The sequence below is a fragment of the Kribbella solani genome (assembly GCF_014205295.1).
Taxonomy (GTDB): domain Bacteria; phylum Actinomycetota; class Actinomycetes; order Propionibacteriales; family Kribbellaceae; genus Kribbella; species Kribbella solani.
In genome coordinates, this window is the sequence record NZ_JACHNF010000001.1 from 2,917,594 (window position 1) to 2,941,753 (window position 24,160).

27 protein-coding genes are annotated in these 24,160 nt (G+C 68.9%); 9 read left to right on the forward strand and 18 right to left on the reverse strand.

What is annotated here, in order from left to right; all coding sequences use genetic code 11:
• Positions 1-234: 234 nt before the first annotated feature.
• Together HDA44_RS13050 and HDA44_RS13055 are read left to right on the forward strand one after the other, a co-directional pair.
• Positions 235-1,263 carry a peptidoglycan recognition protein family protein gene (locus HDA44_RS13050; protein ID WP_184834178.1) on the forward strand — a complete coding sequence of 343 codons (1,029 nt, stop codon included), beginning with the start codon at positions 235-237 and terminating at the stop codon, positions 1,261-1,263.
• A 196-nt stretch (positions 1,264-1,459) separates the two neighbouring features.
• Positions 1,460-1,765 carry a nucleoside triphosphate pyrophosphohydrolase family protein gene (locus HDA44_RS13055; protein WP_184834180.1) on the forward strand — a complete coding sequence of 102 codons (306 nt, stop codon included), beginning with the start codon at positions 1,460-1,462 and terminating at the stop codon, positions 1,763-1,765.
• Here the strand turns inward: HDA44_RS13055 and HDA44_RS13060 are convergent.
• The 5 genes from HDA44_RS13060 to HDA44_RS13080 all read right to left on the reverse strand — a co-directional run bounded on the left by HDA44_RS13060 (position 1,762) and on the right by HDA44_RS13080 (position 5,731).
• The gene (locus HDA44_RS13060; protein ID WP_184834182.1) at positions 1,762-2,328 is read right to left on the reverse strand and encodes an HAAS signaling domain-containing protein; all 567 of its coding nucleotides are present in this window, start codon (positions 2,326-2,328) and stop codon (positions 1,762-1,764) included. The genes HDA44_RS13055 and HDA44_RS13060 overlap by 4 nt on opposite strands.
• The gene (locus HDA44_RS13065) at positions 2,325-2,666 is read right to left on the reverse strand and encodes a PadR family transcriptional regulator (RefSeq protein WP_184834184.1); all 342 of its coding nucleotides are present in this window, start codon (positions 2,664-2,666) and stop codon (positions 2,325-2,327) included. Before HDA44_RS13065 ends, HDA44_RS13060 begins: the two co-directional genes overlap by 4 nt.
• Positions 2,667-2,743: 77 nt before the next feature.
• Positions 2,744-4,348, reverse strand: coding sequence for a DUF6297 family protein (locus HDA44_RS13070; RefSeq protein WP_184834186.1), 1,605 nt, complete (start codon positions 4,346-4,348; stop codon positions 2,744-2,746).
• Positions 4,345-4,989 carry an ABC transporter ATP-binding protein gene (locus HDA44_RS13075; protein ID WP_337905929.1) on the reverse strand — a complete coding sequence of 215 codons (645 nt, stop codon included), beginning with the start codon at positions 4,987-4,989 and terminating at the stop codon, positions 4,345-4,347. The genes HDA44_RS13070 and HDA44_RS13075 overlap by 4 nt, the downstream gene beginning before the upstream one ends.
• Positions 4,990-5,113: 124 nt before the next feature.
• Positions 5,114-5,731: an O-methyltransferase gene (locus tag HDA44_RS13080; protein ID WP_319038245.1), complete on the reverse strand. Its 618-nt coding sequence runs from the start codon at positions 5,729-5,731 to the stop codon at positions 5,114-5,116.
• Positions 5,732-5,854: 123 nt separating this feature from the next.
• On the opposite strand from HDA44_RS13080, the gene HDA44_RS13085 reads away from it, so the two are divergent.
• The gene (locus HDA44_RS13085) at positions 5,855-6,859 is read left to right on the forward strand and encodes a carbohydrate kinase family protein (RefSeq protein ID WP_184834190.1); all 1,005 of its coding nucleotides are present in this window, start codon (positions 5,855-5,857) and stop codon (positions 6,857-6,859) included.
• A gap of 10 nt (positions 6,860-6,869) precedes the next feature.
• Here the strand turns inward: HDA44_RS13085 and HDA44_RS13090 are convergent, their stop codons facing one another.
• Genes HDA44_RS13090 through HDA44_RS13100 form a run of 3 tightly spaced genes read right to left on the reverse strand, consistent with a single transcriptional unit; the run spans position 6,870 to position 12,103 of the window.
• A complete protein-coding gene (locus HDA44_RS13090; protein WP_184834192.1) occupies positions 6,870-8,147 on the reverse strand; it encodes an alpha/beta fold hydrolase in 1,278 nt (425 codons plus the stop codon).
• Positions 8,148-8,180: 33 nt separating this feature from the next.
• Positions 8,181-10,706, reverse strand: a complete 2,526-nt coding sequence (locus HDA44_RS13095) for a polynucleotide kinase-phosphatase (RefSeq protein ID WP_184834194.1) — start codon at positions 10,704-10,706, stop codon at positions 8,181-8,183.
• Positions 10,703-12,103 carry a 3' terminal RNA ribose 2'-O-methyltransferase Hen1 gene (locus HDA44_RS13100; RefSeq protein ID WP_184834196.1) on the reverse strand — a complete coding sequence of 467 codons (1,401 nt, stop codon included), beginning with the start codon at positions 12,101-12,103 and terminating at the stop codon, positions 10,703-10,705. Before HDA44_RS13100 ends, HDA44_RS13095 begins: the two co-directional genes overlap by 4 nt.
• A 253-nt stretch (positions 12,104-12,356) precedes the next feature.
• On the opposite strand from HDA44_RS13100, the gene HDA44_RS13105 reads away from it, so the two are divergent.
• On the forward strand, positions 12,357-12,590 hold the full coding sequence (locus HDA44_RS13105) for a hypothetical protein (RefSeq protein ID WP_184834198.1): 234 nt from the start codon (positions 12,357-12,359) through the stop codon (positions 12,588-12,590).
• 84 nt (positions 12,591-12,674) lie between these two features.
• On the opposite strand, the gene folE is transcribed toward HDA44_RS13105, so the two are convergent.
• Complete coding sequence (gene folE / locus HDA44_RS13110) at positions 12,675-13,286, reverse strand: GTP cyclohydrolase I FolE (protein ID WP_184834200.1); 612 nt, start codon at positions 13,284-13,286, stop codon at positions 12,675-12,677.
• 74 nt (positions 13,287-13,360) lie between these two features.
• Between folE and HDA44_RS13115 the strand changes: the two genes are divergently transcribed.
• Positions 13,361-14,068 (forward strand): helix-turn-helix transcriptional regulator, encoded by a 708-nt coding sequence (locus HDA44_RS13115; protein WP_184834202.1) that lies wholly within the window; start codon positions 13,361-13,363, stop codon positions 14,066-14,068.
• Positions 14,055-14,537: a Cys-tRNA(Pro) deacylase gene (ybaK, locus tag HDA44_RS13120; protein ID WP_184834204.1), complete on the forward strand. Its 483-nt coding sequence runs from the start codon at positions 14,055-14,057 to the stop codon at positions 14,535-14,537. Before HDA44_RS13115 ends, ybaK begins: the two co-directional genes overlap by 14 nt.
• Before the next feature lie 33 nt (positions 14,538-14,570).
• On the opposite strand, the gene HDA44_RS13125 is transcribed toward ybaK, so the two are convergent.
• Both HDA44_RS13125 and HDA44_RS13130 read right to left on the reverse strand, forming a co-directional pair.
• Positions 14,571-16,676, reverse strand: coding sequence for a phosphocholine-specific phospholipase C (locus HDA44_RS13125; protein WP_184834206.1), 2,106 nt, complete (start codon positions 16,674-16,676; stop codon positions 14,571-14,573).
• Between the two features lie 78 nt (positions 16,677-16,754).
• Positions 16,755-17,834 (reverse strand): 3-deoxy-7-phosphoheptulonate synthase, encoded by a 1,080-nt coding sequence (locus tag HDA44_RS13130; protein ID WP_184834208.1) that lies wholly within the window; start codon positions 17,832-17,834, stop codon positions 16,755-16,757.
• A 361-nt stretch (positions 17,835-18,195) separates the two neighbouring features.
• Here HDA44_RS13130 and HDA44_RS13135 point away from each other — a divergent pair, with 361 nt between their 5' ends.
• The 3 genes from HDA44_RS13135 (at position 18,196) to HDA44_RS13145 (ending at position 19,647) form a co-directional block, all read left to right on the forward strand.
• Entirely contained in the window at positions 18,196-18,498 is a 303-nt protein-coding gene (locus HDA44_RS13135; RefSeq protein ID WP_337905931.1) for a hypothetical protein, read from the forward strand.
• A 9-nt stretch (positions 18,499-18,507) separates the two neighbouring features.
• Positions 18,508-19,050, forward strand: coding sequence for a histidine phosphatase family protein (locus HDA44_RS13140; protein WP_184834212.1), 543 nt, complete (start codon positions 18,508-18,510; stop codon positions 19,048-19,050).
• 336 nt (positions 19,051-19,386) lie between these two features.
• Positions 19,387-19,647 (forward strand): WhiB family transcriptional regulator, encoded by a 261-nt coding sequence (locus tag HDA44_RS13145; protein WP_272956415.1) that lies wholly within the window; start codon positions 19,387-19,389, stop codon positions 19,645-19,647.
• Between the two features lie 145 nt (positions 19,648-19,792).
• Here HDA44_RS13145 and HDA44_RS13150 read toward each other — a convergent pair whose 3' ends face one another.
• From HDA44_RS13150 to HDA44_RS38880, 7 genes are all read right to left on the reverse strand, one after another.
• Positions 19,793-20,182 (reverse strand): PLDc N-terminal domain-containing protein, encoded by a 390-nt coding sequence (locus HDA44_RS13150; protein ID WP_184834214.1) that lies wholly within the window; start codon positions 20,180-20,182, stop codon positions 19,793-19,795.
• 26 nt (positions 20,183-20,208) lie between these two features.
• Entirely contained in the window at positions 20,209-21,087 is an 879-nt protein-coding gene (locus HDA44_RS13155; protein ID WP_184834216.1) for an ABC transporter permease, read from the reverse strand.
• Positions 21,074-21,856: an ABC transporter ATP-binding protein gene (locus HDA44_RS13160; protein WP_184834218.1), complete on the reverse strand. Its 783-nt coding sequence runs from the start codon at positions 21,854-21,856 to the stop codon at positions 21,074-21,076. Before HDA44_RS13160 ends, HDA44_RS13155 begins: the two co-directional genes overlap by 14 nt.
• A gap of 121 nt (positions 21,857-21,977) precedes the next feature.
• Entirely contained in the window at positions 21,978-22,646 is a 669-nt protein-coding gene (locus HDA44_RS13165; RefSeq protein WP_337905932.1) for an ABC transporter substrate-binding protein, read from the reverse strand.
• A complete protein-coding gene (locus HDA44_RS38510) occupies positions 22,643-23,047 on the reverse strand; it encodes an ABC transporter substrate-binding protein (protein ID WP_337905933.1) in 405 nt (134 codons plus the stop codon). Before HDA44_RS38510 ends, HDA44_RS13165 begins: the two co-directional genes overlap by 4 nt.
• Before the next feature lie 27 nt (positions 23,048-23,074).
• The gene (locus tag HDA44_RS13170; protein ID WP_184834220.1) at positions 23,075-23,971 is read right to left on the reverse strand and encodes a TSUP family transporter; all 897 of its coding nucleotides are present in this window, start codon (positions 23,969-23,971) and stop codon (positions 23,075-23,077) included.
• A gap of 61 nt (positions 23,972-24,032) precedes the next feature.
• The gene (locus HDA44_RS38880) at positions 24,033-24,119 is read right to left on the reverse strand and encodes a putative leader peptide (RefSeq protein WP_408954222.1); all 87 of its coding nucleotides are present in this window, start codon (positions 24,117-24,119) and stop codon (positions 24,033-24,035) included.
• Positions 24,120-24,160: the final 41 nt, after the last annotated feature.

Below are 24,160 nucleotides of genomic sequence, written 5' to 3' on the forward strand. Positions count from 1 at the left end.
CATCGGACGGCGTGCGGGTGGCGCGGCGGACGGCGCATCGGACGGCGTGCGAGCGGCGCATCGGACGGCGTGCGGGTGGCGCGGCGGACGGCGTGCGGACCAGGTCCACGGCCGACGCACCCCTGGCCTGAAAGGATGCGACGGCCGCTTGACGATTGCATGCCGAGTGTGATCGGTTGATTACCCTGCGCCAGCAATGGGTATGTGGCGTGGTGAGGCATGTGAGGAGCAGCGATGGTCGAATATCTGCCCCGGTCGGCGTGGAACGCGCGACCACCGAACGGCGGGCCGGGGAACCTGACCGTGTCCCGGGTCCAAGGCGCGGTCATCCATTGGCCGGGCACCGGGTCGACGAAAGTCATCCATACCAAGGCGGCGGTCGCGTCCGCGTTGCGTGGCTGGCAGGACTACCACATGGACAGCCGCGGCTGGTCCGACATCGCCTACCAGGTGGCGGTCGACCAAGCCGGGCGCGCCTGGACGTTGCGCGGTCTGCGGACCCAGTCCGGCGCCAACGGCGACAACGACGTGAACGAACGGTACGGCGCGGTGCTGCTGGTCCTGGTCACCGGCGAGCAGCCGACCGCGGCTATGAAGGCGACCACCCGCGCGGTGATCGCCGACTTCCGCAAGATCTATCCCCGCGGTACGGCGATCCGGCCGCACTCCGCGGTTCGCCCGGAGCCCACCGACTGCCCCGGCGATCCCGCCCGCGCCGCGATCGCCCGCGGCGACTTCACCCCAGGCCACACCCCAGGTCACCCGGAGGACGACATGACCCCCGCCCAGATGCAGGAGCTGAAGAACTTCATCGAGGCCCGTACGCAGGCGTACGCGCTCTGGGTGCACAAGCAACTGCGCCGCGACCTGACCGCGGTCGCGAAGGCGTACACGCTGGACATCAAGAACTACGAGCGGCAGACCGACGCCGCGGACGCCGCGCGGGCCGCCGCCGCGGTCTGGGCCACCGCCCCGAAGAGCCTCCAGACCGACGGCACGCCGGCCACCCCGGAGCCCACTCCCGCACCCGACCCGAACACCGACCCCCCACTCCCCGCCGCCGACCTGGACCCGTTCCCACCGGTCGACACAACCCCAGACGACACCGCCCCAGCCAGCACCACCCCAGCCAGCACCACCCCAGCCAGCACCGCCGCAGACGACACCGCCCCGGCCAGCGCTGCCCCGGACGGCACCGCCACAGCTGCGGCGACGCCAGATGCAGCCGCCCCGGGCGGGGCCGTTTCAGGGGTGAACCCCTGACGTTGCGCGTTCACCAGCCGCATCCGAGGGGCTGACGGGCAACCTCAGACGTCAACCCCGCAAAGAGTTCCCGTGATGTACCGTCCGCCGCCGGGCGCCCGGCGGCGGACGGACGCGGCCGGCAGCTGGGGTGGTTGGCAGACGGGGATGCCGGCCGCCGTGCCGGATTGTCGGTGCGTGCTGATTGAGTACCCGCGTGGACTTGGTGAGCTTGACGGAGCGGCTGGAGAAGATCTCGATCGGGTACGGGGAGCGGCTCGGCTTCGAGCGCGATCCGGACTGGTTCCTGCTGAAACTGCAGGAGGAGGTCGGTGAGCTGACCCAGGCGTACCTGCAGCACACCGGCCGCGCCCGGACCAAAGGACTGAGCGAAGAGCAGATCCGCGACACGTTCCATCAGGAGTTCGCCGATGTGCTGTGTCAGCTGCTGCTCTTCGCTCGCCGGCATCAGGTCGACCTCCCGGCGGAGGTCGACCGGAAGTGGCTCTGTTACGAGGCCTAACGGACCGGGCGGGTGGTCGCGGGCGCCTTCGCTGCCACGATCATGGCGACGAGAATGGCGACAGTGACCACGGCGTCGACCGCGAGGGTGACCTGGATCGGCGCCTGCAGGAGCACGTCGACGCCGATGGCGATGGCGTAGGTGATCGGCCAGATCAGCGTGCCGAGGATCTTCCACGGGACTGTCCAGCGGTTGGAAATCGACCACAGCATCCCGATGCCGATCATGTAGGCGATCGCCGGCAACATGATGCCGGGCAGGTACGGCCCCAGGACCAGCACCGCGAGGGTGACCATGTCGACCGGGCGCAGCTTCGGCTCGGTCTCCACCAGCACCAGGCCCTCAGTGGCCGCGGCGACGATGTCCCGCGGGTCGCCGAGGCGCTGCAGGATCTGCCGGATCTCGCTTTCCGAGCTGGCGCCGGCCGCGCGCTCCTCGGCGATGTGCGCCTTCATGTCCTCGATCAGCTCGGTCCGCCGGGCCTGCGGCAACGGCTCGGCCGCCTTCGCCAGCTCCTTCAGGTAGGCGTCGACCAGCCGGTCGTTGTCCTGCTCCACGTTCATCCCTGTCTCCCACTCTGCAAGATCTTGTCGACCGACGCGCAGAACCGTTGCCAGTCCGCCGTGAACTCGGCCAGTGCCTGACTGCCGTCTGCCGTCGATGTGTAATACCGCCGCGGCGGGCCGGACTCGGACTCTCTCCAGCTCGTCTCCACCAGCCCTTCCCGTCGCAGCCGGGCCAGCAGTGGGTAGATGGTGCCTTCGGTCGTCACCAGTCCGTCGACATCGCCCAGCGCCTTGACCAATTCGAAACCGTAACGGGGCTCCCCCTGTAACAACGCCAGTACGCAGTACTCGAGCGTGCCGCGCCGTAGTTGGGTGAACACTTTCTCCGCTACCATGCGATACAAGGTACCTGTCCGTGCCAGCATCCTGCAAATGAGAATGCCGCGTCAGTCAGCCGGTCAGTCAGTCGGCGTCAATCCGTCTTCGGACGGACCGCGAACATGATGGTCAGGACGAACGCCGGGATGGCCAGCACCCAGGTCGCGCTGAGGTTGAACAGCACCGGAGCCAGACACAAAAGCAACAGGTCGAACCCGCGGGCCGGCTGCGAGAACAGCCCGGGCGGGATCGCGCCCATCGGCGAGGTGACCAGCGGTCCCCCGTACGACGGCGGGCGGCCAGAAGCTTGGCGTACGGAGCCCGCGATGATGCCGGCCGCCACCGCGAACGTCGCCGCCCCGTCGCCGATCGCGGGCGCCGCGAGCACCGACCAGATGATCGCGATCAGCCCGGGCACGACCGCCATCACCACGCGCAGCTCCCGCAGATCCATCCCGAGCGCACGGACGAGTCCCATCGAGCGGCACGCCGTACGCAGCCCGTCGAGCAAGGGGCGGACGGCAACGAACCCGGCAAAACCAGCAGCGATCGGTACCAGTACGTGAAAGCCCGCGCCCGCCACCGCGTACGGGACAACGAGCAGCGCGGCGCCGATCACCAGCCGGCGCGGCCAGCGAAGAATGCGGAGGAACTCGCGCTGCACGATCGCGGCGCCGCGCGCGCCCCGGCCGCGACGGGACCGGACCCGGCCCTTCAACCGCCAGTGCCGGCCGGAGATCACGTCACCGAGCATGCTGATGTCGAGGCTGCTGGCGGCGCCCGCGAGCCCGGCGAGCAGCTCACCGCCGGCGATGACGCTGGTACGGCTGAGGTTCGCGAGTGATCGCGCGGCGATGAACGTCAGCACGACGGCAACGATGACTGCGGCAACGCCCAGCAGCAGAAGGTGCGGCTGACCTGAGCCGGTGTTACTTGCGTCCGTGATGGCACTGAGGCCGAGCGTCGTTCCGCCGTAGCCGTAGGCGTCGACGAGCTCCGTTTGGTAGGTCGGCACCGCGCCGAACCAGGCGCCACCGGTGGTCGACGGACGCTTGTGGAGCGCCAGCACCACCGCCGGAATCACCGCGGCGATCAGCAGCAGGTCGGCGACCCGAAGGGTCCAGCGGGAGCGGTGCGGGGTCTGCTGCGCCCACACCGTCACGATCGCGGTACACACCAGCAGCGCGCTGATCAGCACCGCGGCCCCGAATACCTCCAGCAGCGGCGCGCCGAGCAACGCCCAGATGACCGCCGCGACCACGAACCCGACCACGCTGACCGTGGCGATCACCAACCGGTACGCGGGCCGCAGCAACGCGGACCGGCTGACCGGTGTCGCGAGCAACCAGAACCCGGTCGCCCGCGTCGCCGAGACCGGGCCGACCGCGAGCAGCATCCGCAATGTGGTTGCCAGCAGCAACGGAATGATGATCCACGGCATCCACTGGATCAGCTCGCCGCAGCTCCAGGACGTACAGCTGGCCGCGTTGTTGTTCAGGTGGTGGACGACGTTGCCACCGGTCGCACCGGCCATCGCCAGCGTGAACAGGACCAGGTACACGTCCTCGAAGATCTGCCAGAAGGACCGATCCGCGTGCCGTCGCCGGGTCGTACGCATCCATTGCCGCAACGCCCGTGACGACGGGATCGCCCCGAAATCCGCCGGGTCGAACTGCACCGGCCCGTCCGCCGAACTCATGGCAGCGGGGTGAGGGTGACGACGGAGTCGGCGACCGTTTCGACCAAGGCCGGGTCGTGGCTCGCGAACAGGATCGACGTACCGGACTTCTTCTCCTCGACCAGCTTGTCCGACAGCCACTGCACGCCGCCGGTGTCGAGCCGGGCCTCAGGTTCGTCCAGGACCATCAGCTTGCGCGGGCGGACGAGGGCGGTCGCCAGCGCGAGGCGGCGGCGCTGGCCGGAGGAGAGCGAACCGGGCAGCTGGTCGGCGGCCGGGAGCAGGCCGATGTCGTGGAGGATGGTGTCGACCAGGTCCTCCGGCGACGAATTGCCGTGGGCGCGAGCGAGCAGGTCGAGGTGCTCGGCGGCGGTCAGGTCCGGGAAGAAGTCCAGGTCGTCGAGCAGGGTCGCGACGTCCCGCCGGACCGCCTCGGCGCGCTCGTCGATCGGCGCGCCGTCGAGCAGGATCTTGCCGGCGGCCGGTGCGGCGGCGCCGACGATGCACTTCAGCACCGTCGTCTTGCCGGCGCCGTTCGGCCCGACCAGCGCGATCGCCTGGCCGGCGGCCAGATCGAAGGTCAGCCCCTCGATCACCGGCCGGTCGCCGTACTTGTGCTGCAACTCCTGCACCGCCAGCCGCGGCGCCACCTTCTTGCTCACTGCGAACCTTTCGATCTGCGGACGTGCCCAACTCACCAACGTTGCCTCCCCGGCGGCACCACCGCCCGGCTGAGCGTGCTCTAGCGCGGCGGGCCGTGGTTGGTGAGTGGTGGCGGTCCGGGTGTCACTTCTTGCGTACGAGCGTGAGGCCGTCGCCGATGCCGAGCATCACGACGTCGACCCGGTCATCGGCGGCGACGTGCGCGTTGAACTCCTTGCGGTCGAGCGGACCGTCCGCGTCCACCACCCGGCCGCCGGCCAGCGTGTTGTCGAACAGCATCAGCCCGTTCGGCCGGACCAGCTGGACGAGTCGCTCGAAGTAGTCGATGTACCCGGGCTTGTCGGCGTCCACGAAGGCCAGGTCGAAGGTCCCGTCCAGCGCGGCCGCGAGCTCGTGACCGTCACCGATCCGGAGCTCGATCTTGCCCGCGACCCCCGCCCGCTCCCAGTACTTGCGGCCGACCGCGGTCCACTCCGCGCTCGCGTCCAGGCAGATCAGCTGCCCGTCGTCCGGGAGGCCGCGGGAGATCGCCAGCGCGGAGAAGCCGGTGAAGGTACCGATCTCGACGGCCCGGCGGGCGGAGATCAGCCGGGTCAGCGTGGTCAGCAGCGCCGCCTGGTCGGCGGTGGTCAGCATCACGGCGGCGGAGCCGAGCGTCTGGGTCTCGGCCACCAGCTCGGTCGCGATCGGGTCCAGCGGCATGCCGTGCGCGACCATGTAGTCGTGCAGTTCCTCGGTCACAGGTACCTGATGGCCCATGATTTCCCGCCTCCGTGTATTAGATCGGTCGCCTGTAGTCTCTATGGGTTGCCCAACCGGACCTACACCGCCCCACACCGTGGCCGAACCAAGGGAGCACCCAGCATGCGTATCGCCGTGGCCGGATCGATCGCGACCGACATCCTGATGACGTTCCCGGGCCGGTTCAAGGACCAGTTCCTCGAAGAACAAATTCACAAGGTGTCGTTGTCGTTCCTGGTCGACGAGCTGGTGGTGCACCGGGGTGGTGTCGGCGCGAACATCTGTTACGGGATGGCGCAGCTCGGGTTCCCGTCGGTGCTGGTCGGGTCGGTCGGCGCGGACTTCGCCGAGTACGGCGCGGCGCTGACCGAGGCCGGCGTCGACATCTCGCACGTCCGCGTCTGTGACGGCGTACACACGGCCCGGTTCACCTGCACGACCGACCTGGACGCGAACCAGATCGCGTCGTTCTACACCGGCGCGATGGCCGAGGCGCGGGAGCTCGATCTCGGCGCGATCCACCAGGCCGCGGGCGGCATCGACCTGGTACTCATCGGCGCCGACGACCCGGACGCGATGATCAAGCACACCGATCTGGCCAAGCAGCACGGGATCGCGATCGCGGCCGACCCGTCGCAGCAGATGGCGCGGATGGAGGGTACGGACATCCGGCACCTGATCGACGGCGCGGCGTACCTGTTCAGCAACGAGTACGAGGCCGGGCTGATGTCCCAGAAGACGGGATGGAGCCATCAGGAGATCCTGGAGCGGGTCGGCGTACGCATCACCACGCACGGCGGCGACGGTGTGGTGATCGAGGACGCCAGCGGGATTCTCGCGAAGGTGCCGGCGGTGCCCGTCCCGAACCTGGTTGACCCGACCGGTGGCGGCGACGCGTTCCGTGCCGGGTACCTGACCGGGCGCGCGGCCGGGCTCGACCACGAGTCGTCGGCGCACCTCGGCTGCACGCTGGCGACCACCGTACTGGAGACGGTCGGCACCCAGGAGTACACCCTCGATCACCCGGCGTTCGTTGCTCGGCTCACCAGCGCGTACGGCGCCGACGCGGCCGCGACGGCCAAGCAGGCAATGGGCGCTCAGCCGGTGGTGGCCGCTCAGCTGTCCTGAGCGGTAGGCATCACCGGTCCTGGATGCCACCTCCGATGGCGGCGACGAGCTCGGTCAGGCGTTCGAACACGCGGTCCGTGCCGAGGCCGTCGTGCTCGTACTCGTTCGTCACCCAGGCCTGTACGTTGCCGACCCGGCTCGCGGTGTCGAGTTGCAGGCCTGAGTCGACGTACATGTCGTCGAAGTAGACCGCCGCGGCGACCGGTACGTCGTTGGCCGCGAGGCGCTCCAGGTCGTACAGCTCCGGCCAGCTCTGCCGTTGCGCCATCAGCTCGACCGCACCCTGGAAGGGCCGGAGTCCGCGGATCTCCTCGAACATCCAGGGGTACATCATCTCGCCGGTGAACAGCAGCGGCCGCGCTTCCTCGGCGAACTCCGGGTGCCGCGACCGCTCCGCCTGCGCGGCCCACCCGGTCGCGCCGTCGCCGGAGCCGTAGGCACTCTCCTGCAGCGCGGCGAACAGCGGGTTCGCGAGGAAGGACGTCCCGGTCAGCAGCTGGCTGAGGAACGTGTCTGACAGCTCGTCCCCGTCGAAGGCCTCGTCGATCAGCCAGTGCACTCGCTCGTACCCGGGCTTCATGCCGAAATCGAGTCCGATTGTCTGCAATCTGCGTACCGTCAACCGGTCGCCGTCGGGGAGGCGTACGTCGGACTCGGCCAGCCGGTCGGCGATCCGTCCGACCTGACCGATGTCGTGCGGGTAGCGGCGGAAGTACTCCCGGTTCTTCGCCGCGACCCGCGGGTACGTCCGCCGGTACACCTCGGCGGCCGACGGCTCGATCGACGGCAGGCCGCCGGTCACGTAGCACGCGCTCAGGCCCTCGGGCGCTTTCGACAGGTACGTCATGGTGAGGAACCCGCCGTAGCTCTGGCCGAGGGTCGACCAACGACGCCCGCCGAAGACCCGCGTACGCAGGTACTCGGCGTCCGCGACGATCGAATCGGCCCGGAAGCACGCCAGGTACGCCGCGCCGTCCGCCGCCGGCATCGATGCCATCCGGCGCGCGCTGACCGGCGTACTGCGACCGGTGCCGCGCTGATCCATCAGCACGACGCGATGTGTCTTGAGCGCATGGCCGACCCAGCCGACCGGCCCGAGCGGCCGCGGGCCTTTTCCACCCGGACCGCCCTGCAGGAACAGCAAGCACGGCAGATCCTCGTCCTTGCGGGCCGGATCAACGAGCTCCCGCGCGAACACCGTGATCGTCTCGGCCGGATTCGCCCAGTCCAGCGGCACCTCCGCGGTGTGCTCACGGACGTGCATGCCGGGGATGGTGTAGCTGATCATTCGGGCCTCTCTTCTGTCGGCGTTCGGCGTCTGTCAGAGGCGTGGGTCGATGGGTTCGGATTCCAGGGCCAGTACGGCGAAGACGCATTCGTGGATACGCCACAGAGGTTCGCCTCGGGCCGCTCGCTCAAGGGACTCCATGCCCAGCGCGTACTCGCGCAGCGCCAGGGACCGTTTGTGACCGAGGTTCCGGTCCCGGAGCCGGCTGAAGTTGGCCGGGTCGGTGTAGTCCGGGCCGTAGATCAGCCGCAGGTACTCCTGCCCGCGAACCTTCAACCCGGGCTGTGCCAACCCCTTCGCCGTACGGACCAGGTTGGCGGCCGGCTTCACCACCATGCCCTCTCCCCCGGCGCCGGTGAGCTCTTCCCACCAGGCGATCCCGGCATCCCAGTTGCCCGCGTCAACGAACAACCGTCGCGTCGGCGTCACCACCTCGGGGCCCGAGGCAACCATCCGGTCGGCGATCCCAAGATGCCAAGCATGCGGGCGATCCTGGTACGTAGCCCCCTCGGACGCCAGCACCTGGAACGGCGCCAGCCGCACCCCGTCCAGCCCGTCGGTCGGCCAGCAATACCGCCGGTACGCGTCGGTGAACCGCTCCGCATTGGCCAACCGCTGCTCCACCGAACCCAGCAGATCACCTACGTCCAGACCGGCATCAGCCGCCGACCGCAACGCAGCAGTTGCTGCAGGCAACGACATACGAGCGGCCGCTCCGACCGCGGCGTACTGGTTCCGCAGCAGGTCCTCCGCCTTCGCGCTCCACGGCAGCAGCTCGGCATCAAGCAGCACCCACGACGTGTCCAACTCATCGAACACCCCCGCCCGCTCAGCCACCGACCGCAGGCGAAGCAGCAGCTCGTCGGTCAACGACGCGTCGAAGAACGATCGCCCCGTACGCGTGTGGACGGCCCCGCGACCGGCCAGCCCGAACCGCTTCTCCGCGACATCGTCGTCCCGCGTCAGCAGCACGACCGCGCGCGAACCCATGTGCTTCTCCTCGCACACCAGCTCCGTCACGCCCTGCGCCCGGTACGCCTCGAACGCCTGCCGCGGGTGCTCCAGCAACCCCGGCTCCGGCGAGGTGGCGACCGGACTCATCGTCGGCGGCAGGTACAGCAGGAACCGCGGATCGATCGCGAACCGGCTCATCACCTCCAGCGCCGCGCCGGCCTGTTCGGCCCGGATGCTCAGCCGGCCGTGCGACGTCGTCTCGACCACCCGCCGGCCGGTCACGTCGGTCAGTTCGAGTACGTCCGGTTCGCGTGCCGGGGCGGTTGCCACATGCAACGGTTTCGCCGGCGCGTAGTACTCCTCCGCCGCCTGTACGGCGACCAGCTCGCGCTCCGGATAGCGCAGCGCGGTCAGCGATCCGCCGAACACGCAACCGGTGTCCAGACAGATCGTGTTGTTGATCCACTCCGGCTCGGGCGTCGGCGTGTGGCCGTACACGACCATGGCGCGACCGCGGTAGTCGTTCGCCCACGGGTAACGTACCGGCAGCCCGAACTCATCGGTCTCACCGGTCGTTTCGCCGTACAAGCAGAACGACCGGACGCGCCCCGACGTACGCCCGTGCATGCGCTCGACCAGGCCGGCGTGCGAAACCACCAGCTTGGCGTCGTCGAACACATAGTGCGAGATCAGGCCGTCGATGAACGTCATCACCTGCTCGCGGAACTCGGACGACTCCATCGCGAGCTGTTCGAGCGTGGTCTCCAGACCGTGGCTGATCTTCACGTTCTTCCCGCGAAGCGCCCGCAGCAGCTTGTCCTCGTGGTTGCCCGGCACGCAGTACGCATGCCCGTTCGCCACCATCCCCATCACCAGCCGCAGTACGCCCGGGCTGTCCGGGCCGCGGTCGACCAGGTCACCGACGAAGATCGCCTGCCGCGCCGGGTGTACGGCATCAATCGGCCGCCCGGCGTCGTCGCGAGTGAACGTGTACCCGAGCTCGGTGAGCAGCCGCTCCAGCTCCGGCCGGCATCCGTGGACGTCGCCGATCACGTCGAACGGGCCGGTCCGGTCGGTGAGATCGTTGTACAGCCGGGTCCGTTCGATGCTCACGGCATCGATCTCGTCGACGCCGGACAGCACGTGGACGTTGCGGAATCCCTCGCGCTTCAGACTGCGCAACCCGCGCTTCAGCTGCGACCGCTGCCGGACGATCACCTTCGACCCGAACTGCCGGTCCGCCCGCTGCGCGTTGCGTTCGACGCAAACCCGCTCCGGCGGATCGAGCACGATCGCCACCGGCAGCACGTCGTACTCCCGAGCCAGATTCACCAGTTCCTTGCGGGCGTCCGGCTGCACGTTGGTCGCGTCGATGACCGTCAGCCGCCCGGCCGCGAGCCGCTTCCCGGCGATGAAGTTGAGCACCTCGAAGGCGTCCTTGGTCGCCGCCTGATCGTTCTCGTCGTCAGACACCAGCCCACGGCAGAAGTCGCTGGAGATCACCTCGGTGCCGAGGAAGTGCTTCCGCGCGAATGTGGACTTCCCGGAGCCGCTCGCTCCGACCAGCACGATCAGCGACAGGGCGGGTACGTCGATCTTCGTCATCGTGCCTCCTCCGTACGAAACAGGGCCAGCTGGGTCGGCGCGCCGTACGCCGGGTCGACCGCACCGACGGGACGGAACTCGACCGTGTACCCGTACGTCGAGGCGACCCCGCGCGCCCACTCCTCGAACTCCGCCCGAGTCCACTCGAACCGGTGATCGGGATGCCGGAACTTCCCGGCCGGCAAGGACGGAAAGAGCACGTTGTACTCGCTGTTCGGCGTGGTCATCACCACGGCAGCAGGATGCGCCGCCTGGAACACCGACCTCGCCAACGCCGGCAGGCGCGGCGGATCGACGTGCTCGACGACCTCCATCAGTACGACCGCGTCCAGGCCCGCGAGCCGTTCGTCGGAGTACGTCACCGAGGACTGCAGGAACCGGAGCCGATCGCGTTGCCGGTCAGGCAGATCGTCGTAGCGCAGTCGCCGCTTCGCCGAGATCAGCGCCCGGGCCGACACGTCGGTCGCGATCAGTTCGCCGATCATCGGGTCCTTCAGCAGCTCACCGGCGAGTGCGCCCTCACCACAGCCGATGTCGGCGATCCGGCGGGCGCCCAGCTCGCGCAGTACGCCCGCTACCGCCGTACGCCGCTCGACCGCGAGCGACACCGAGCCTTCCTCGGCCGATTCCTCGGCAAGCTCCTGACCGTCCACTTCGGCCAGTCGCTCCAGCGCGGCATCGGCCAGGTACCGGCGGTGGGCCAGGTAGCGCCGCGAGATCAGGTCCTTCTCGGGATGCGCGCCCAGCCAGCCTTCGCCGGCCTTCACCAGCTTGTCGACCTCGTCCGATCCGACCCAGTAGTGCTTCGCGTCATCCAGTACGGGCAGCATCACGTACAGGTGGTTGAGCCCGTCGGCCAACCGAAGTACACCGGTCAGCCGCAGGTCCACGTACCGGGAATCGCCCCACGCCGGGATCTCCGGATCGAGCGGGACCGGTCGCGCGTCGACGGTCCAGCCGAGCGGCGCGAAGAACCGCTCGGCCAGGTCGGCACCGCCGTTGCACGGGAGCGCGGGGACGTGGATCTCCAGCGGCAGCGGGCGCGCCGCGAGCTCGGGGCGCGCGTCGCAGCGGCCGTTCATCGCGGTCCGGAACAGCTTGCCGAGCGCGACCGCGAGCAGGCTGGACGCGGCGTACGGGCGGTCGTTCACGTACTGCCCGAGGGTGAATCCCTCCGCGGCCTTGCCACGCCCGGAGCGGACCAGGCCGATCGGGTCGATCTCCAGCAGCACGGCCGCCGTACACCGCTCGCCGGTCGCCTCGGGGTAGAACACATGGGCCGATCCCCCGGTGATACCGATCGTCTGCGGTCGCGCCGGGTTCTTGTGCAACAGGAACCCGAAGTCGCTCGCGGGAACATCCAGTCCGGCCAGATCGGTACCAAGCGTGAGGAACACCGGAGTATTCGATCACGAACCGCAGCCACCCGACACATCGATTACCCAGGTCAGTGGCCGAATCGGGCGACCCGCGGTCAGGGACTGGCGCGTCCGGGCCCTTTGGCTCTAGCTTGGGTCAAGAAGATCAGTCGCTACAGACCGTCCTTCCCCGCTGACAGTCGGTAATTGTCCCCGGTTTGTGGCGTGACCCAGCCACGTACTACGGGGAAAGGATCATGGCCGAACTCTCTCGCCACCCGGGGTGCCGCCGGTGAAACCCCAGACGTTCGAACTCGTCCGCTACACCGACATCAGCGGGGTCTCCGGGACCGGCATCGTCGCCGAAGGATGCGTCTTCACCGACGGCTCGGTCGCGCTCCGCTGGCACGGCGCCAACCCGTCGACGGCCGTCTGGCCGGACCTCGACTCCATCCTCGCCGTCCACGGCCACCGCGGCGCCACCGTGGTCCGCTGGCTCCAGGTCTCGGCAGCCGCCTCCGCCTGACCCACCTGCGAACCCTCCACCCGAGGGGTCATCACCGCGACTGGAGGGTTGCCCCTTCGTAATTCGAGGGGGCAACCCCGCGGTTCAGGGGGCAAGGCCGGTGAGGGCGAAGAACTCGGCGCGGGAGCTGGGGTTCTGGCGCAGGGTGCCGTGCAGGGAGGACGTGACCGTACGGGAGCCGGCCGCGCGGACGCCACGCAGTGACATGCACTGGTGTTCGGCCTCGATCACCACGCCGACGCCCTTCGGGTCGAGATGATCCTGGAGCCAGTCGGCGACCTGCTTGGTCAGTCGCTCCTGCACCTGGAAGTCGCGCGCGAACAGCTCCACCACGCGGGCCAGCTTGGACAGGCCGAGGATGCGGTCACCCGGCAGGTACCCGACGTGGGCGACGCCCTGGAACGGGAGCAGGTGGTGTTCGCACAGTGACTGCACCGGGATGTCCTTGGCCAGGACCAGCTCGTCGTACCCTTCGTCGTTCGGGAAGGTGGTGAGCTCGAACTCGCGCGGCGTGAGCATCTCGGCGTACGCGTTCGCGACCCGGCGCGGGGTGTCCGCGAGATGGGCACTGTGCGGGTCGCGCCCGAGCGCGGTGAGCAGGTCCGCGACCGCACGCTGCGCGGCCGGAAGGTCGATCTCCTCCCGGCGGGCGACGATGTGAAGCGGGACGGACTCGAGGTCGGCCGAGATCGCCATCTGCAACTCCCTGAGGTTTCAGCGAAGAACCATCATACTGTTTCACCAACCCGAGTTGTCGATAGAATCATTCCGTGGACATCTCCCGGCACGCCGACGTCCAGGCGGTCGCGGTACTCGAGGAGCCGACCCGGCGCCGGCTCTACGAGTACGTGGTCGCGCACGCCGAGCCGATCAGCCGGGACGACGCCGCGAGCGCGCTCGGGATTCCGCGGACGACGGCCGCCTTCCATCTCGATCGGCTGACCGAGGAGGGCCTGCTCGAGACCTGCTACGAGCGCCGGACCGGGCGTACGGGGCCGGGCGCGGGCCGTCCCGCGAAGCTGTATCACCGCTCCGATCGGGAAATCGAGATCAGCCTGCCGGAGCGTCAGTACGCGATCGCGGGACAGCTGCTCGCGGCCGCGATCCAGGACGCGGAGGCGTACGGCATCTCGCCCCGTGAAGCCGTCAATCGAAGAGCGCGGGAGTACGGCGAGACGATCGGCCGTACCGCCGGGAAGCAGTCGGTGGAGCAGGTGCTGGCGGCACATGGATTCGAGCCGCGCGCGGAAGCGGACGGGATCGTGCTGGCGAACTGCCCGTTCCGGCGGCTGGCGAAAGAACACCCGCAACTGGTCTGCGGTATGAACCTGCACCTGATCGCCGGATTGTTGACAAGCCTCGACACCCCGCTACAGGCCGAGCTCGCGCCGACCGCGGGTCACTGTTGTGTCCGCATCACTGGCCGACCACCGGCGGACCAAGGTGACGCACTAAGGTCGGAGCGTGGCGAAGGCTAGGCAGGGCACTCCGGCGACCGTGGCGCTGGCGAAGGCGAACATCGAGTTCAGTACACATGCGTACGAGCACGATCCGGCCGCGAAGTCGTACGGACTGGAGGCGGCCGAGGCGCTCGGCCTGACGCCGGAGCAGGTGTTCAAGACCCTGCTCGTCGAGGTGGACGGCAAGCTCACGGTCGGCGTCGTACCGGTCGCGAAACAGCTTGATCTGAAGGCGATCGCGGCCGCGGCCGGCGGTAAGAAAGCGGTGATGGCCGACCCGGCCGCCGCCGAACGGGCCACCGGTTACGTCCTCGGCGGGATCAGCCCGATCGGCCAGAAGCGCGCGCTGCCCACGGTTGTCGACAACACCGCGACCGGCCACCCGACCGTGTACGTGTCGGGTGGCCGGCGCGGTTTCGACATCGGCCTCGCCCCCGCCGATCTGATCACCATCACCAAGGCACGAACGGCGGACATCGCCCGCTGAGCCTTCGGGCCGACGGATCGGCCGGCGCCGGCGCTAGCCCGTGATGCCCGGCTTTCCGGTCTCCAGGTGACCCGACAAGCGCCGCCGGTACGTGGGGTCGTTCGGCGTCGTCACCTCGACGTCGTACCAGCCGTGATCGGTCGGCCAGAAGACCGGCCGGGTCTGCTTGCCGCGCAGCTCGACGGTCACGGTCTTGCCGGCGTAACCGCGCGACTTCAGCTTCACGGTCAGCGGCTTCCGGGTGGTGTTGACGAGGTCGAGCTCCAGGGAGCCGGCCCGGTTCCCGATCCGGACGTCCAGCCCGGCCGCGGTGCCGTCGGCCGTACCGGCCACTTCGGCCCAGAACCGGTTCGGGCCCTGGATCGCGAGCTCGAACGGACCGTCGACCGGGATCGCGAGCGCGGTCGGCGTCGTGCCCGCGCCCGTGTCCCGGCCGGGGTGATGGACGTCGACATGTGTCGGCGCGGGCAGTTCCCCACCGTACGGGTAGACGGTGAAATGTGCCGACTGTGAGCCATTGTTGCTGAGGGCCAGCATCAGCTTGCCGTCAGCAACAACGCCGGAAACCTTCGGCTGGTAAGGCAACGCGCGAGCCGGGCGGCGGCCGGACTCCTGGACCGGGATCGCCTGGTCGGCCGGCGGCGCCGGGTGCCAGCGGTCGATCGGCGCTGGTACCGGTCCGGGCTGGTCCACCGATGGTTGCCGGTAGCCACGTTCGAAGTCGAACGTCGTGGTCAGGTCACCGCACACCGTCCGGCGCCAGGCACTGATGTTCGGTTCGCGGATGCCGGTCCACAGTTCGAGGAACCGCAGTACCGAGGTGTGGTCGAAGACCTGCGAGTTCACGTGACCGCCGACCGTCCACGGCGACACGACGGTCATCGGGACGCGCGGTCCGAGACCGATCGGCTTGCCCGCGTACCAGTCGTCTCCCTCACCCGACGCGGGCCGCGGCGCGACCGGCGGTGGGACATGGTCGAAGTACCCGTCGTTCTCGTCGAAGTTGATCAGCAGCACCGTCTTCGACCAGGTGTCCGGATCGGAGGCGATCGCGTCCAGTACGTCGTAGATCAGGTTCGCGCTGGCGACCGGCGTCGACGAGCTGGGGTGCTCGGAGTCGACCGAGGACGGAACGAGCCAGCTCACCTTCGGCAGCGTGCCCGCCTTGATGTCGGCGCGCAGCCGCGGCACCAGCGACTCCGGCTCGGAGCGGTACATCGCCTTGCGGAACAGCTTCTGGTCCTTGATCGGCAGCGTCTCGACCGCCGCGTCGAGCTGCTTCAGCGCGACCGCGCGATCCGCGTCGGACTTCGCGAAGAGCTTGTCGTAGAACTCCTCGGTGGTGCGATAGCCGCCCGGGACTCCTGCCAGGATGCGGCGCCCGATGTCCTTGAACGTCTTGAAGTACTCGACCGCGTTGTCGGTGAAGTTGTCCCACTCCTGGTAGATCTGCCAGGAAACACCGGCCTTCTCCAGCCGCTCCGGGTACGCGGTCCAGTCGTAGCCGGCGTGGTTGTAGTCGTACGCCGCGTTCGTGACGGCGCGTTGCTTCGTACCAGGTTCGTACCCGGTGGTGCCGGACCACAGGTAGTTGCGGTTCGGGTTGGTCGAACCGTTGACCGAGCAGTGGTACGCGTCGCAGATCGTGAACGTGTCGGCGAGCTCGTACTGCAGCGGGATGTCGCGGCGCTCGTAATGCGTCATCGAGGCGGCCGTCTTGGCCTGCACCCAGTCGTCGTTCCAGCCGCCGGCCCACGCCTGGGTGGCATCGCCGTACCCGTGCGCCAGCGCGCCCAGGTACTGGATGTCATCCAGTTTCCGGCCAGCGGCGGCAGCGGCCTTGCGGAGCGAGAACGGGAGCACCTCGCCACCACCGGTTTTCGGCTGGTGGAAGATGCTCTTGCCGTTCCGCAACCGCAGCGGCAGCCGGTCGCCGTACCCGCGGACGCCGCGCAGCGTACCGAAGTAGTGGTCGAACGATCGGTTCTCCTGCATCAGCACGATCACATGCTCGATCGCGCGCAGACCACCACGCCGGACAGGTTGCGCCATCGCGCTGTGCAGCGACGGCGGGAGCAGCGACACCGCTGCCCCACCCGCCACCGAACCGAGCACCAGACGCCGGGAGATCTCAGTCATGGTCGGGACCTTAGGGCCAGGTCTTGACCGCGGCTAGACCTCCAGATGAACAGCTATCCCCCGTCGATATCCCCGCCGCTATCCCCGGCGCGTGATCGCCGCGTCGCGGAGCTTCTCCAGTGTTTCCACGGTCGTTTCCCAACCCATGCAGGCGTCCGTGATCGACTGGCCGTACGTCAGCTCGCGCGTCGGGTCCAGCTCCTGACGCCCGGCCTGCAGGAACGACTCCAGCATCACGCCGACGATCGCCTTGTTCCCGGCCGCGACCTGCGCGCCGATCTCCGCTGCCACCACCGGCTGCCGAAGGTGATCCTTCCGGCTGTTCCCATGGCTCGCGTCGATGATCACGCGCTCCGGAAGACCAGCCGTACGCAGCAGGTCGACCGCACCGGCGACGGATTCCGCGTCGTAGTTCGGCCCGCTGTCAGACCCACGCAGTACGAGGTGACAATCCGGGTTGCCGCGCGTATGCAGGATCGCGGGCGCGCCGTCGTGGTCAATTCCGGTGAACACGTGCGGCACCGCGGCGGCCTTGATCGCGTCCACAGCGGTCCCGATCGAACCATCGGGACGGTTCTTCATCCCGATCGGCATCGACAAACCGGACGACAGCTGACGATGCACCTGGCTCTCGACGGTCCGCGCGCCGATCGCACCCCACCCGACCGTGTCGGCGATGTACTGCGGCGTGATCGGGTCCAGGAACTCACACCCGACCGGCAGGCCGAGCTCGGTCACCTGCACGAGCAGCTGCCGCGCGATCCGCAGACCACGGTTCACGTCACCGGACCCGTCCAGTCCCGGGTCGTTGATCAGGCCCTTCCAGCCCAGCGTCGAACGCGGCTTCTCGAAGTACACCCGCATCACCACGAGCAGGCCGTCGGACAGTCGCTCGGCCACCGGCGCGAGCCGTTCGGCGTACTCGAGGGCGGCCTTCGCGTCATGCACCGAACACGGGCCGACCACGACCACGAGGCGATCGTCGGCACCGTTCAGTACGTCGACGACCGCCTGCCGGCCGGATGCGACGGTCCGGGCCGCGGCGTCGCCGAGCGGGAACTCGTCGTGCAGCGCGAGCGGGGTGACCAGCGGGACGGTCTTTTCGATCCGTCGATCGACGACCGTGGATTGTTCGGTCGGTTTCGGGAGGGTGTTCATCGGGGGACCTTTCCGCCGGCCCGCCACGAAGCGCTGACAGCCGGCTGAAGATACGAGAAAAGGCAAGGACGATGTCCTTGCCTTCGAGCCGGCTCTGGTGTCTGCGGTTGGGCGTCAGCGATCGGCTGAGTCGCCCGGCACCAAGGCCGGCCACTCAAAAAATCGCCAATAGCAACGCTTCACGATCCCGAGAATAGCACCCACCGGCACTCGTACCGGACCTGGCCAGTAACCGGAAGCGGTCCGGGATCGTTGAGGGCTGCAAGTGCCGGTCGACGACGGGGAGTACAGCAAGGTGAGGCCGCGGACCTTCGAGCTGGTTCGGTATCGGGATCCGAGTGGGGTGTCAGGGACCGGCGTGGTGGCAGAGGGCTGTCAGTTCACCGACGGCTCGGTGGCGTTGCGCTGGCGGGGTGACAACCCGGCGACCGCGGTCTGGCCGAACGTCGAGTCCGTGCTCGCCGTACACGGCCACCAGGGCGCGACCGAGGTGCGCTGGATCGAGCCGGCCGGCACCCGGGCCGAGCCGCCGGAGCTCCGGGCCGGCCTCGACAACCTCTTCGACGAACTGCATCAGGTCCGCGCGCCGTCGTCCCTGTCCGAACCGCTCTCGCCGCCGCCCGGCCACCCGCGTGGATGGGCGGGGGCGCGGCATCTCCGGTAGAACATGGGCGTGATCCAGATCTACCTCGTCCGGCACGGTGAGCCGGACTACGAGCCGATCGACTCCCGGGGCTGGCCCGGGACCGCGGCCGACTCCGCCCCACTCACCGCGGTCGGGATGAAACAGGCCGAGCAGCTCGCCGACCTGCTCAGCGGTATCGGCGCGACGTACCTGGTCAGCTCGCCGTTCACCCGCGCCCTGCACAGCGCCGCGATCATCGGCCACCGGCTCGCGCTCGGCGTGAAGGTCGACCACGACCTGCGCGACTGGCTGCCGGACCACACCGGCCTGTGGCGCAGCGCCGCCGACGTCCGGGCCGCCCAGGCCGAGCTCGAGGCGTACGACGGGGAATGGCCGGAAGGCATCCAACGGCCCTGGGAACCACTGTCCCGCGTCCGCGAACGCGCCCGCGCCGCCCTGGACCGGCACACCGCCGGCACCGACGGCCCCGTACTCGCCATTACCCACGCGACCGTCATCCGCGCCCTCACCGGCATCACGGACGTAGCGCACGGCGCCCACGAGTACTACCGCTACGAGCCCCAGGCCTGACCTGCCGCGTCGAACGGAGGGTTCGTCACGCGGGGTTGGGTAAACGTTGTAAACGGGGGTGAAACGACGCCTGAGCGTCTGCACGTGCAGACGCATTTGCATCGTGAAAGTGACTCATGTCACATCAAGTGATGACGTGAACACGCTCGCCGCCTGAAAACCGCCGATCACAGGCCGCGACTGCCTGCGGTGATAACGAATGGCTCGAACTTCGAGACAACAAGGGTTGAACTCGCTGTGAGATGAGCATAGTTTTCACCGAGCGCCCGTCCGCGCTTACGGTGAGTCAAGGAGGTTGCCATGTCGAGAGGGATGCCTCGCCTACCCCGCCCGCTCATGGATCTGTGGGACTGGCAGTCACAAGCCGCATGCCGGGATGTGAACCCGGAGCTCTTCTTCTCACCCGAGTCGGAGCGTGGCGTTCGCAAACGCGCCCGCGAGATGGTGGCCAAGTCGCTGTGCGGGACCTGCCCGGTCCAGCCCGAGTGCCGGCAGCACGCGCTCTCCGTCGGCGAGCCGTACGGCGTCTGGGGCGGCACCACCGAGTCCGAACGCGACAACGACACCATCCTCCCCGAACACCGCAAGTCCGCCTGACCGCACGCCGGTCGGGCCGCCGGAAGCCGGCCGCGCTGCCGCACGTCGGTCGGGCCGCCGCACGTCGGTCGGGCCGCCGCATGTCCGACGTGGTCGCGGCGGTCTCCGCGCGGTGCGGCTCGACGACAAGGCCGAAGCTTTCGGCTCAGGCCTTGCCGTCGTCGGTTTCGTCCGGGGTGCCGGTGTCCTTCGGCTTGCGGGGGGCGTCGGTCGGTTCGTCCGGTTCCGGCGGGCGCATGGTCGTCCGCGGGTCCCGGTAGCGGTCCAGCGACTTGAGGAAGTCCGGATCGTCGTCAGGCGCCAGCGGCCGGCTGAGCGGCTGCGCCGACGGGCGTACCGGGCTGTCCTCGCGGGCGCCGCTGGATCGCGACATCAGCAGCCAGACGAGCGGCCCCGCGAACGGGACGAACACGATCAGGATGATCCACACCAGCTTCGGCAGGTGCGGTACGTCCTCGTCGGGTGTCTGGATGACGGAGAACAGCGCGTACACGGTGAGTACCAGGCTGATCAGGAACGGCAGGAATCGGACCACGTCCCAACAGTACGGCGCGGACCCACTCAGCGGGCGGACGTGGTGAGTCCGCGAGCTCGCAACACGCTGTTCTCGAGCGGCCGGAAGACCAGCAGCTCGATGCCGACGCCGACCACGAAGATCAGCACGATGCCGGCGAACACCATCGAGATGTCCGACAGCGACATGCCGTTGTGCAGGAACTGACCGAGGCCTTCGCCCAGCTCCGGTGAGGTCGCGATCAGCTCGGCAGCCATCAGCGATCGCCAGGAGAACGCCCAGCCCTGCTTGAGCCCGCCGAGGAAGCCCGGCAGCGCGGCCGGCAGCAGGATGTACCGGATGCCGCTGAGCCGGCCGGCGCCGAGTGCCTTGCCGACCCGCGGCAGGATCGGCGGCACCTGGTCGAGTCCGGACACCAGGCCGTTCGCGATCGACGGCACCGCGCCGAGCAGCACCACCCAGTAGATCGCGCGATCGTTCAGCCCGAACCACAGGATCGCGGCCGGTACCCAAGCGACCGACGGCAGGCTCTGCAGACCTGACACGAGCGGCCCGATCCCCCGGCGGACGAGCTTGCTGTTCGCGATCGCGAGCCCGAGCGGTACCGCGATCAGCAGCGAGATCGCGAACCCGATCACCGCTCGATGCACCGACACCCAGAACAACTCGGCGATCTGGCCGCTCGTCACCAGCTGCCAGATCTGCCCCCACACGTCGACCGGCGCGGGCAGCTTGAACTCGGGCCAGAACGCGGCCGCCCACAACGCCTGCCAGATCGCGACCAGGATGACGATCGCGCCGATCGGCGGGAGGACGCGCGCGCCGATCCGGCGCAGCCGCGAGCCGTCGGGCTCGATCACCGGTGTATCGAGCGCGTCCAGACCGGCTTCGACCGAGCCGGCGTCCTGAACCTCAACCGGCGGCATGGCTACTGATCACCTTCCGCAACGCGGTGTTGATCTCGTCGACGGCGCCGGGCGCGTCCCGTACGTCCCACTCCTGGACGACCCGTCCGGGCCGCGACGACAGCAGTACGACCCGCTGCCCGAGGCGCACCGCCTCGCGGACGTCGTGCGTGACGAAGAGGATCGCCGTACCGGTCGCCTGCCAGATGCGCAGCAGTTCACCTTGCAGTGCGTCGCGGGTGATCGCGTCGAGCGCGGAGAACGGCTCGTCCATCAACAACAGCGACGGCTTACCCGCATCCGTACTGTCCGTGGTGGACGCCAGCGCCCGGGCGAGCGCGACGCGCTGGCGCATGCCACCGGACAGTTCGTGCGGGCGCTTGTCACCAAGCCCGGCGAGGCGGACGAGCTCCAAGAGTTCCGCCGCCTTCGCCCGGCGCTGCGCCTTCGGTACGCCGGCCATACGCAACGGCAGCTCGACATTTCCGGCAGCCGTCAGCCACGGCATCAGCGCGGCCTCCTGGAACACCACCGCCGGACGCGACGAGTTCAGCTCGATCCGGCCACTGGTCGGCCGGTCCAGGCCGGCTACCAGGTTGAGCAGCGTGGTCTTGCCGCAGCCGGACGCGCCGAGCAGGCAGACGAACTCACCGGCACTGACCTCCAGGTCGACCCCGTCCAGCGCGACCACCGACTTCCGGCCACTCCCGAAAGCCTTGCCCACTTGGTGAAACCGGACCGGACTGATCACCTCCGGCCGGACTCGATCGGTCTCGACGATCGCGGTCATCCGTCCCCTCCTCCATCGAATCCAGCCCTGCTACCTACCTAGCCACCCGCTACCCGGCGCTGTTTCACGCCGCCCACTTCACGCCACCTACTTCGTGGCCGGTGGCGCTTTTCGTCCGGCGCTACTTGGCGTCGAGCCCAGCGGCGTCGACGGCCGGTTTGCCTGCCTTGGCGAGTACCTCGTTCAGCGGGCCGAGGTCGGCGAACCCGGCCACCGCCGGCGCGGTCTTCGCGATCCCCGCCGTGACCTGGTCCTTCGCCAGCTGCGGGAACGTCGCCGCGATCGGGTCCGCGGTGATCTGAATGTGCTCGAAGGCCCGATCGATCACAGCCGGCTTCAGCGCCTTCCCGGTCGCCTGCTTCAGCTGGTCGTTCACCACGGTCTTCGCGTCCGCGGTGTTCGAGTTGCTGAAGTCGATCGCCGCCACCAACCCGGTGAGCAGCGCCTTCACCGTCTCCGGGTGTTCCTGCAGGAACTGGGTCCGCACGATCAGCACAGTGGTCGGGAACTTCCCGCCCGGCCACAGCGATGCCTCGTCGAGCAGCACCTTCGCGCCCGCGTCCAGCACCAGCCGCGACGACCACGGCTCGGGCAGCCAGGCCGCGTCCACGTCACCCTTCTTGAAGGCGTCGAGGGTCTGCGCGTTCTCCAGGTTGGTGACCTTGACCTTGCCGGTCAGGTTCTTCTCGGCCAGCCACTTCTTCAGCGACACGTCCTGCGTGTTGCCGAGCTGCGGTGTCACGACGGTCTTGCCGATCAGGTCCTCCGGCTTGCTGATCGTTGGCTTCACCACCAATTGCGCGCCGCCGGAGGTCGCCCGGCGATCAGCCGAACCGCTTCACCATTGGATTTCGCGTACGCGTTGATCGCCGGCCCGGAACCGATGAACGACGCATCGAGCGATCCACCGAGCAGCGCGCCGACCGCTTCCGGGCCGGCGTTGAACTTGGTCGGCACCAGTTTCGTACTGCCGAGCTCCTTGCTGAACAGGTCCTTGCCGAGCCCGACCAGCGCGGCGGCATGCGTGACGTTCGGGAAGTAGCCGAGCCGCAGCTCGGTGGCCGGGCCTTTGCCGGTGGCCGCGGCGGCCTGGGTGTCGTTGCGGTCGGCGCGCGAGCAGCCCGCGGCGGCGACGGTCAGCGCGAGGGTCGCGGCGAGGAAGCGGGCAGGACGGAAGGCGGAGAGACGCACTGGAACACCTTTGTCAGAAGGAGAAAGTCAGGAAGCTGGTTCGAGTTCGCGGTCCGGCTGCTCGGCGACCGTGCGGCGGGCCGCGGCGCGGATGCCGTACGCGACGATGCCGGCCCAGCCGAGGACGAGGCCGGCGTACGCGACGTACCGCAGGCTGGTGGTGACGTCGAGACCGTTCAGCAGGGTGCGGGCGTTGGTCAGGATCAGCACCAGACCGACGCCGACGCCGAGCCAGCGGGTCGCGAGCCGCGACACCAGCCAGGCGGCCAGCGGTGCCGCGAGGACACCGCCCACCAGCAGTGCGGCGACGATGCCGAACGGCAGGTGCTTTCCACCGAGCCCGAACAGGAAGCCGATGCTCGCGGCGACCGACACCAGGAACTCGGCCGCGTTGACCGAACCGACCGCGCGCCGGGGCGCCAGCTTGCCGCTGGTCAGCAACGCGGAGTTCGCGACCGGGCCCCAGCCGCCACCGCCGGTGGCGTCGATGAAGCCGGCCACCAGACCGAGCGGGCCGAGGAACTTCCCGGCCGGGCGGCCCTCGATCACCGCCCGGACCTTCCCGGTCCCGAACCGGACCAGGATGTAGACACCGAGCAGGAGCAGCAGACCGGCGACCCAGACCGAGGCCGATTCGGTCGACAGGCTGGACAGGAACGTCGCGCCGGCGAACGCGCCGACCGCACCCGGTGCCCCGATCAGCGCGACCACGCGCCAGTCGACGTTGCCGAAGCGCCAGTGCGACAGGCCCGAAGCGAGCGTGGTGCCGACCTCGGCGAGATGCACCGAGGCGGAGGCGACGGCCGGGGTGATCCCGGTGATCAGCAGGGCGGTACTGGCGGTGACGCCGTACGCCATACCGAGGGTGCCGTCGACGAGCTGGGCGATCGAGCCGAGCAGCGCGATCAGGATGAGACGACGCACAGGACTGCTCCTACGGGTGGCCGAGGTGGCACGGAGACGGGCGGAGGAGGTACGCCGGCCGTCAACACCCCGCGGAGTTCACGCGCAGCAGATCCACGTGCCGGCGCCGGGTGAGGACCTCACCGGGTGCGTTCGCGACGATCTGCATACGTCTATGAAAGCGGACAAAGTCAAGCAAGATGCTCAGGT

Coding starts and splice junctions, on each gene's coding strand:
- HDA44_RS13050 (WP_184834178.1), top strand. CDS start 235: ATGGTCGAATATCTGCCCCGGTCGGCGTGGAACGCGCGACCACCGAAC.
- HDA44_RS13090 (WP_184834192.1), bottom strand. CDS start 8,147: ATGATCAGCTACACCATCCCCGGCATGCACGTCCGTGAGCACACCGCG.
- HDA44_RS13060 (WP_184834182.1), bottom strand. CDS start 2,328: ATGAACGTGGAGCAGGACAACGACCGGCTGGTCGACGCCTACCTGAAG.
- HDA44_RS13065 (WP_184834184.1), bottom strand. CDS start 2,666: ATGGTAGCGGAGAAAGTGTTCACCCAACTACGGCGCGGCACGCTCGAG.
- HDA44_RS13085 (WP_184834190.1), top strand. CDS start 5,855: ATGCGTATCGCCGTGGCCGGATCGATCGCGACCGACATCCTGATGACG.
- HDA44_RS13155 (WP_184834216.1), bottom strand. CDS start 21,087: ATGCCGCCGGTTGAGGTTCAGGACGCCGGCTCGGTCGAAGCCGGTCTG.
- folE (WP_184834200.1), bottom strand. CDS start 13,286: ATGGCGATCTCGGCCGACCTCGAGTCCGTCCCGCTTCACATCGTCGCC.
- HDA44_RS13125 (WP_184834206.1), bottom strand. CDS start 16,676: ATGACTGAGATCTCCCGGCGTCTGGTGCTCGGTTCGGTGGCGGGTGGG.
- HDA44_RS13160 (WP_184834218.1), bottom strand. CDS start 21,856: ATGACCGCGATCGTCGAGACCGATCGAGTCCGGCCGGAGGTGATCAGT.
- HDA44_RS38880 (WP_408954222.1), bottom strand. CDS start 24,119: ATGCAGATCGTCGCGAACGCACCCGGTGAGGTCCTCACCCGGCGCCGG.
- HDA44_RS13145 (WP_272956415.1), top strand. CDS start 19,387: ATGGATCTGTGGGACTGGCAGTCACAAGCCGCATGCCGGGATGTGAAC.
- HDA44_RS13130 (WP_184834208.1), bottom strand. CDS start 17,834: ATGAACACCCTCCCGAAACCGACCGAACAATCCACGGTCGTCGATCGA.
- HDA44_RS13070 (WP_184834186.1), bottom strand. CDS start 4,348: ATGAGTTCGGCGGACGGGCCGGTGCAGTTCGACCCGGCGGATTTCGGG.
- HDA44_RS13095 (WP_184834194.1), bottom strand. CDS start 10,706: ATGACGAAGATCGACGTACCCGCCCTGTCGCTGATCGTGCTGGTCGGA.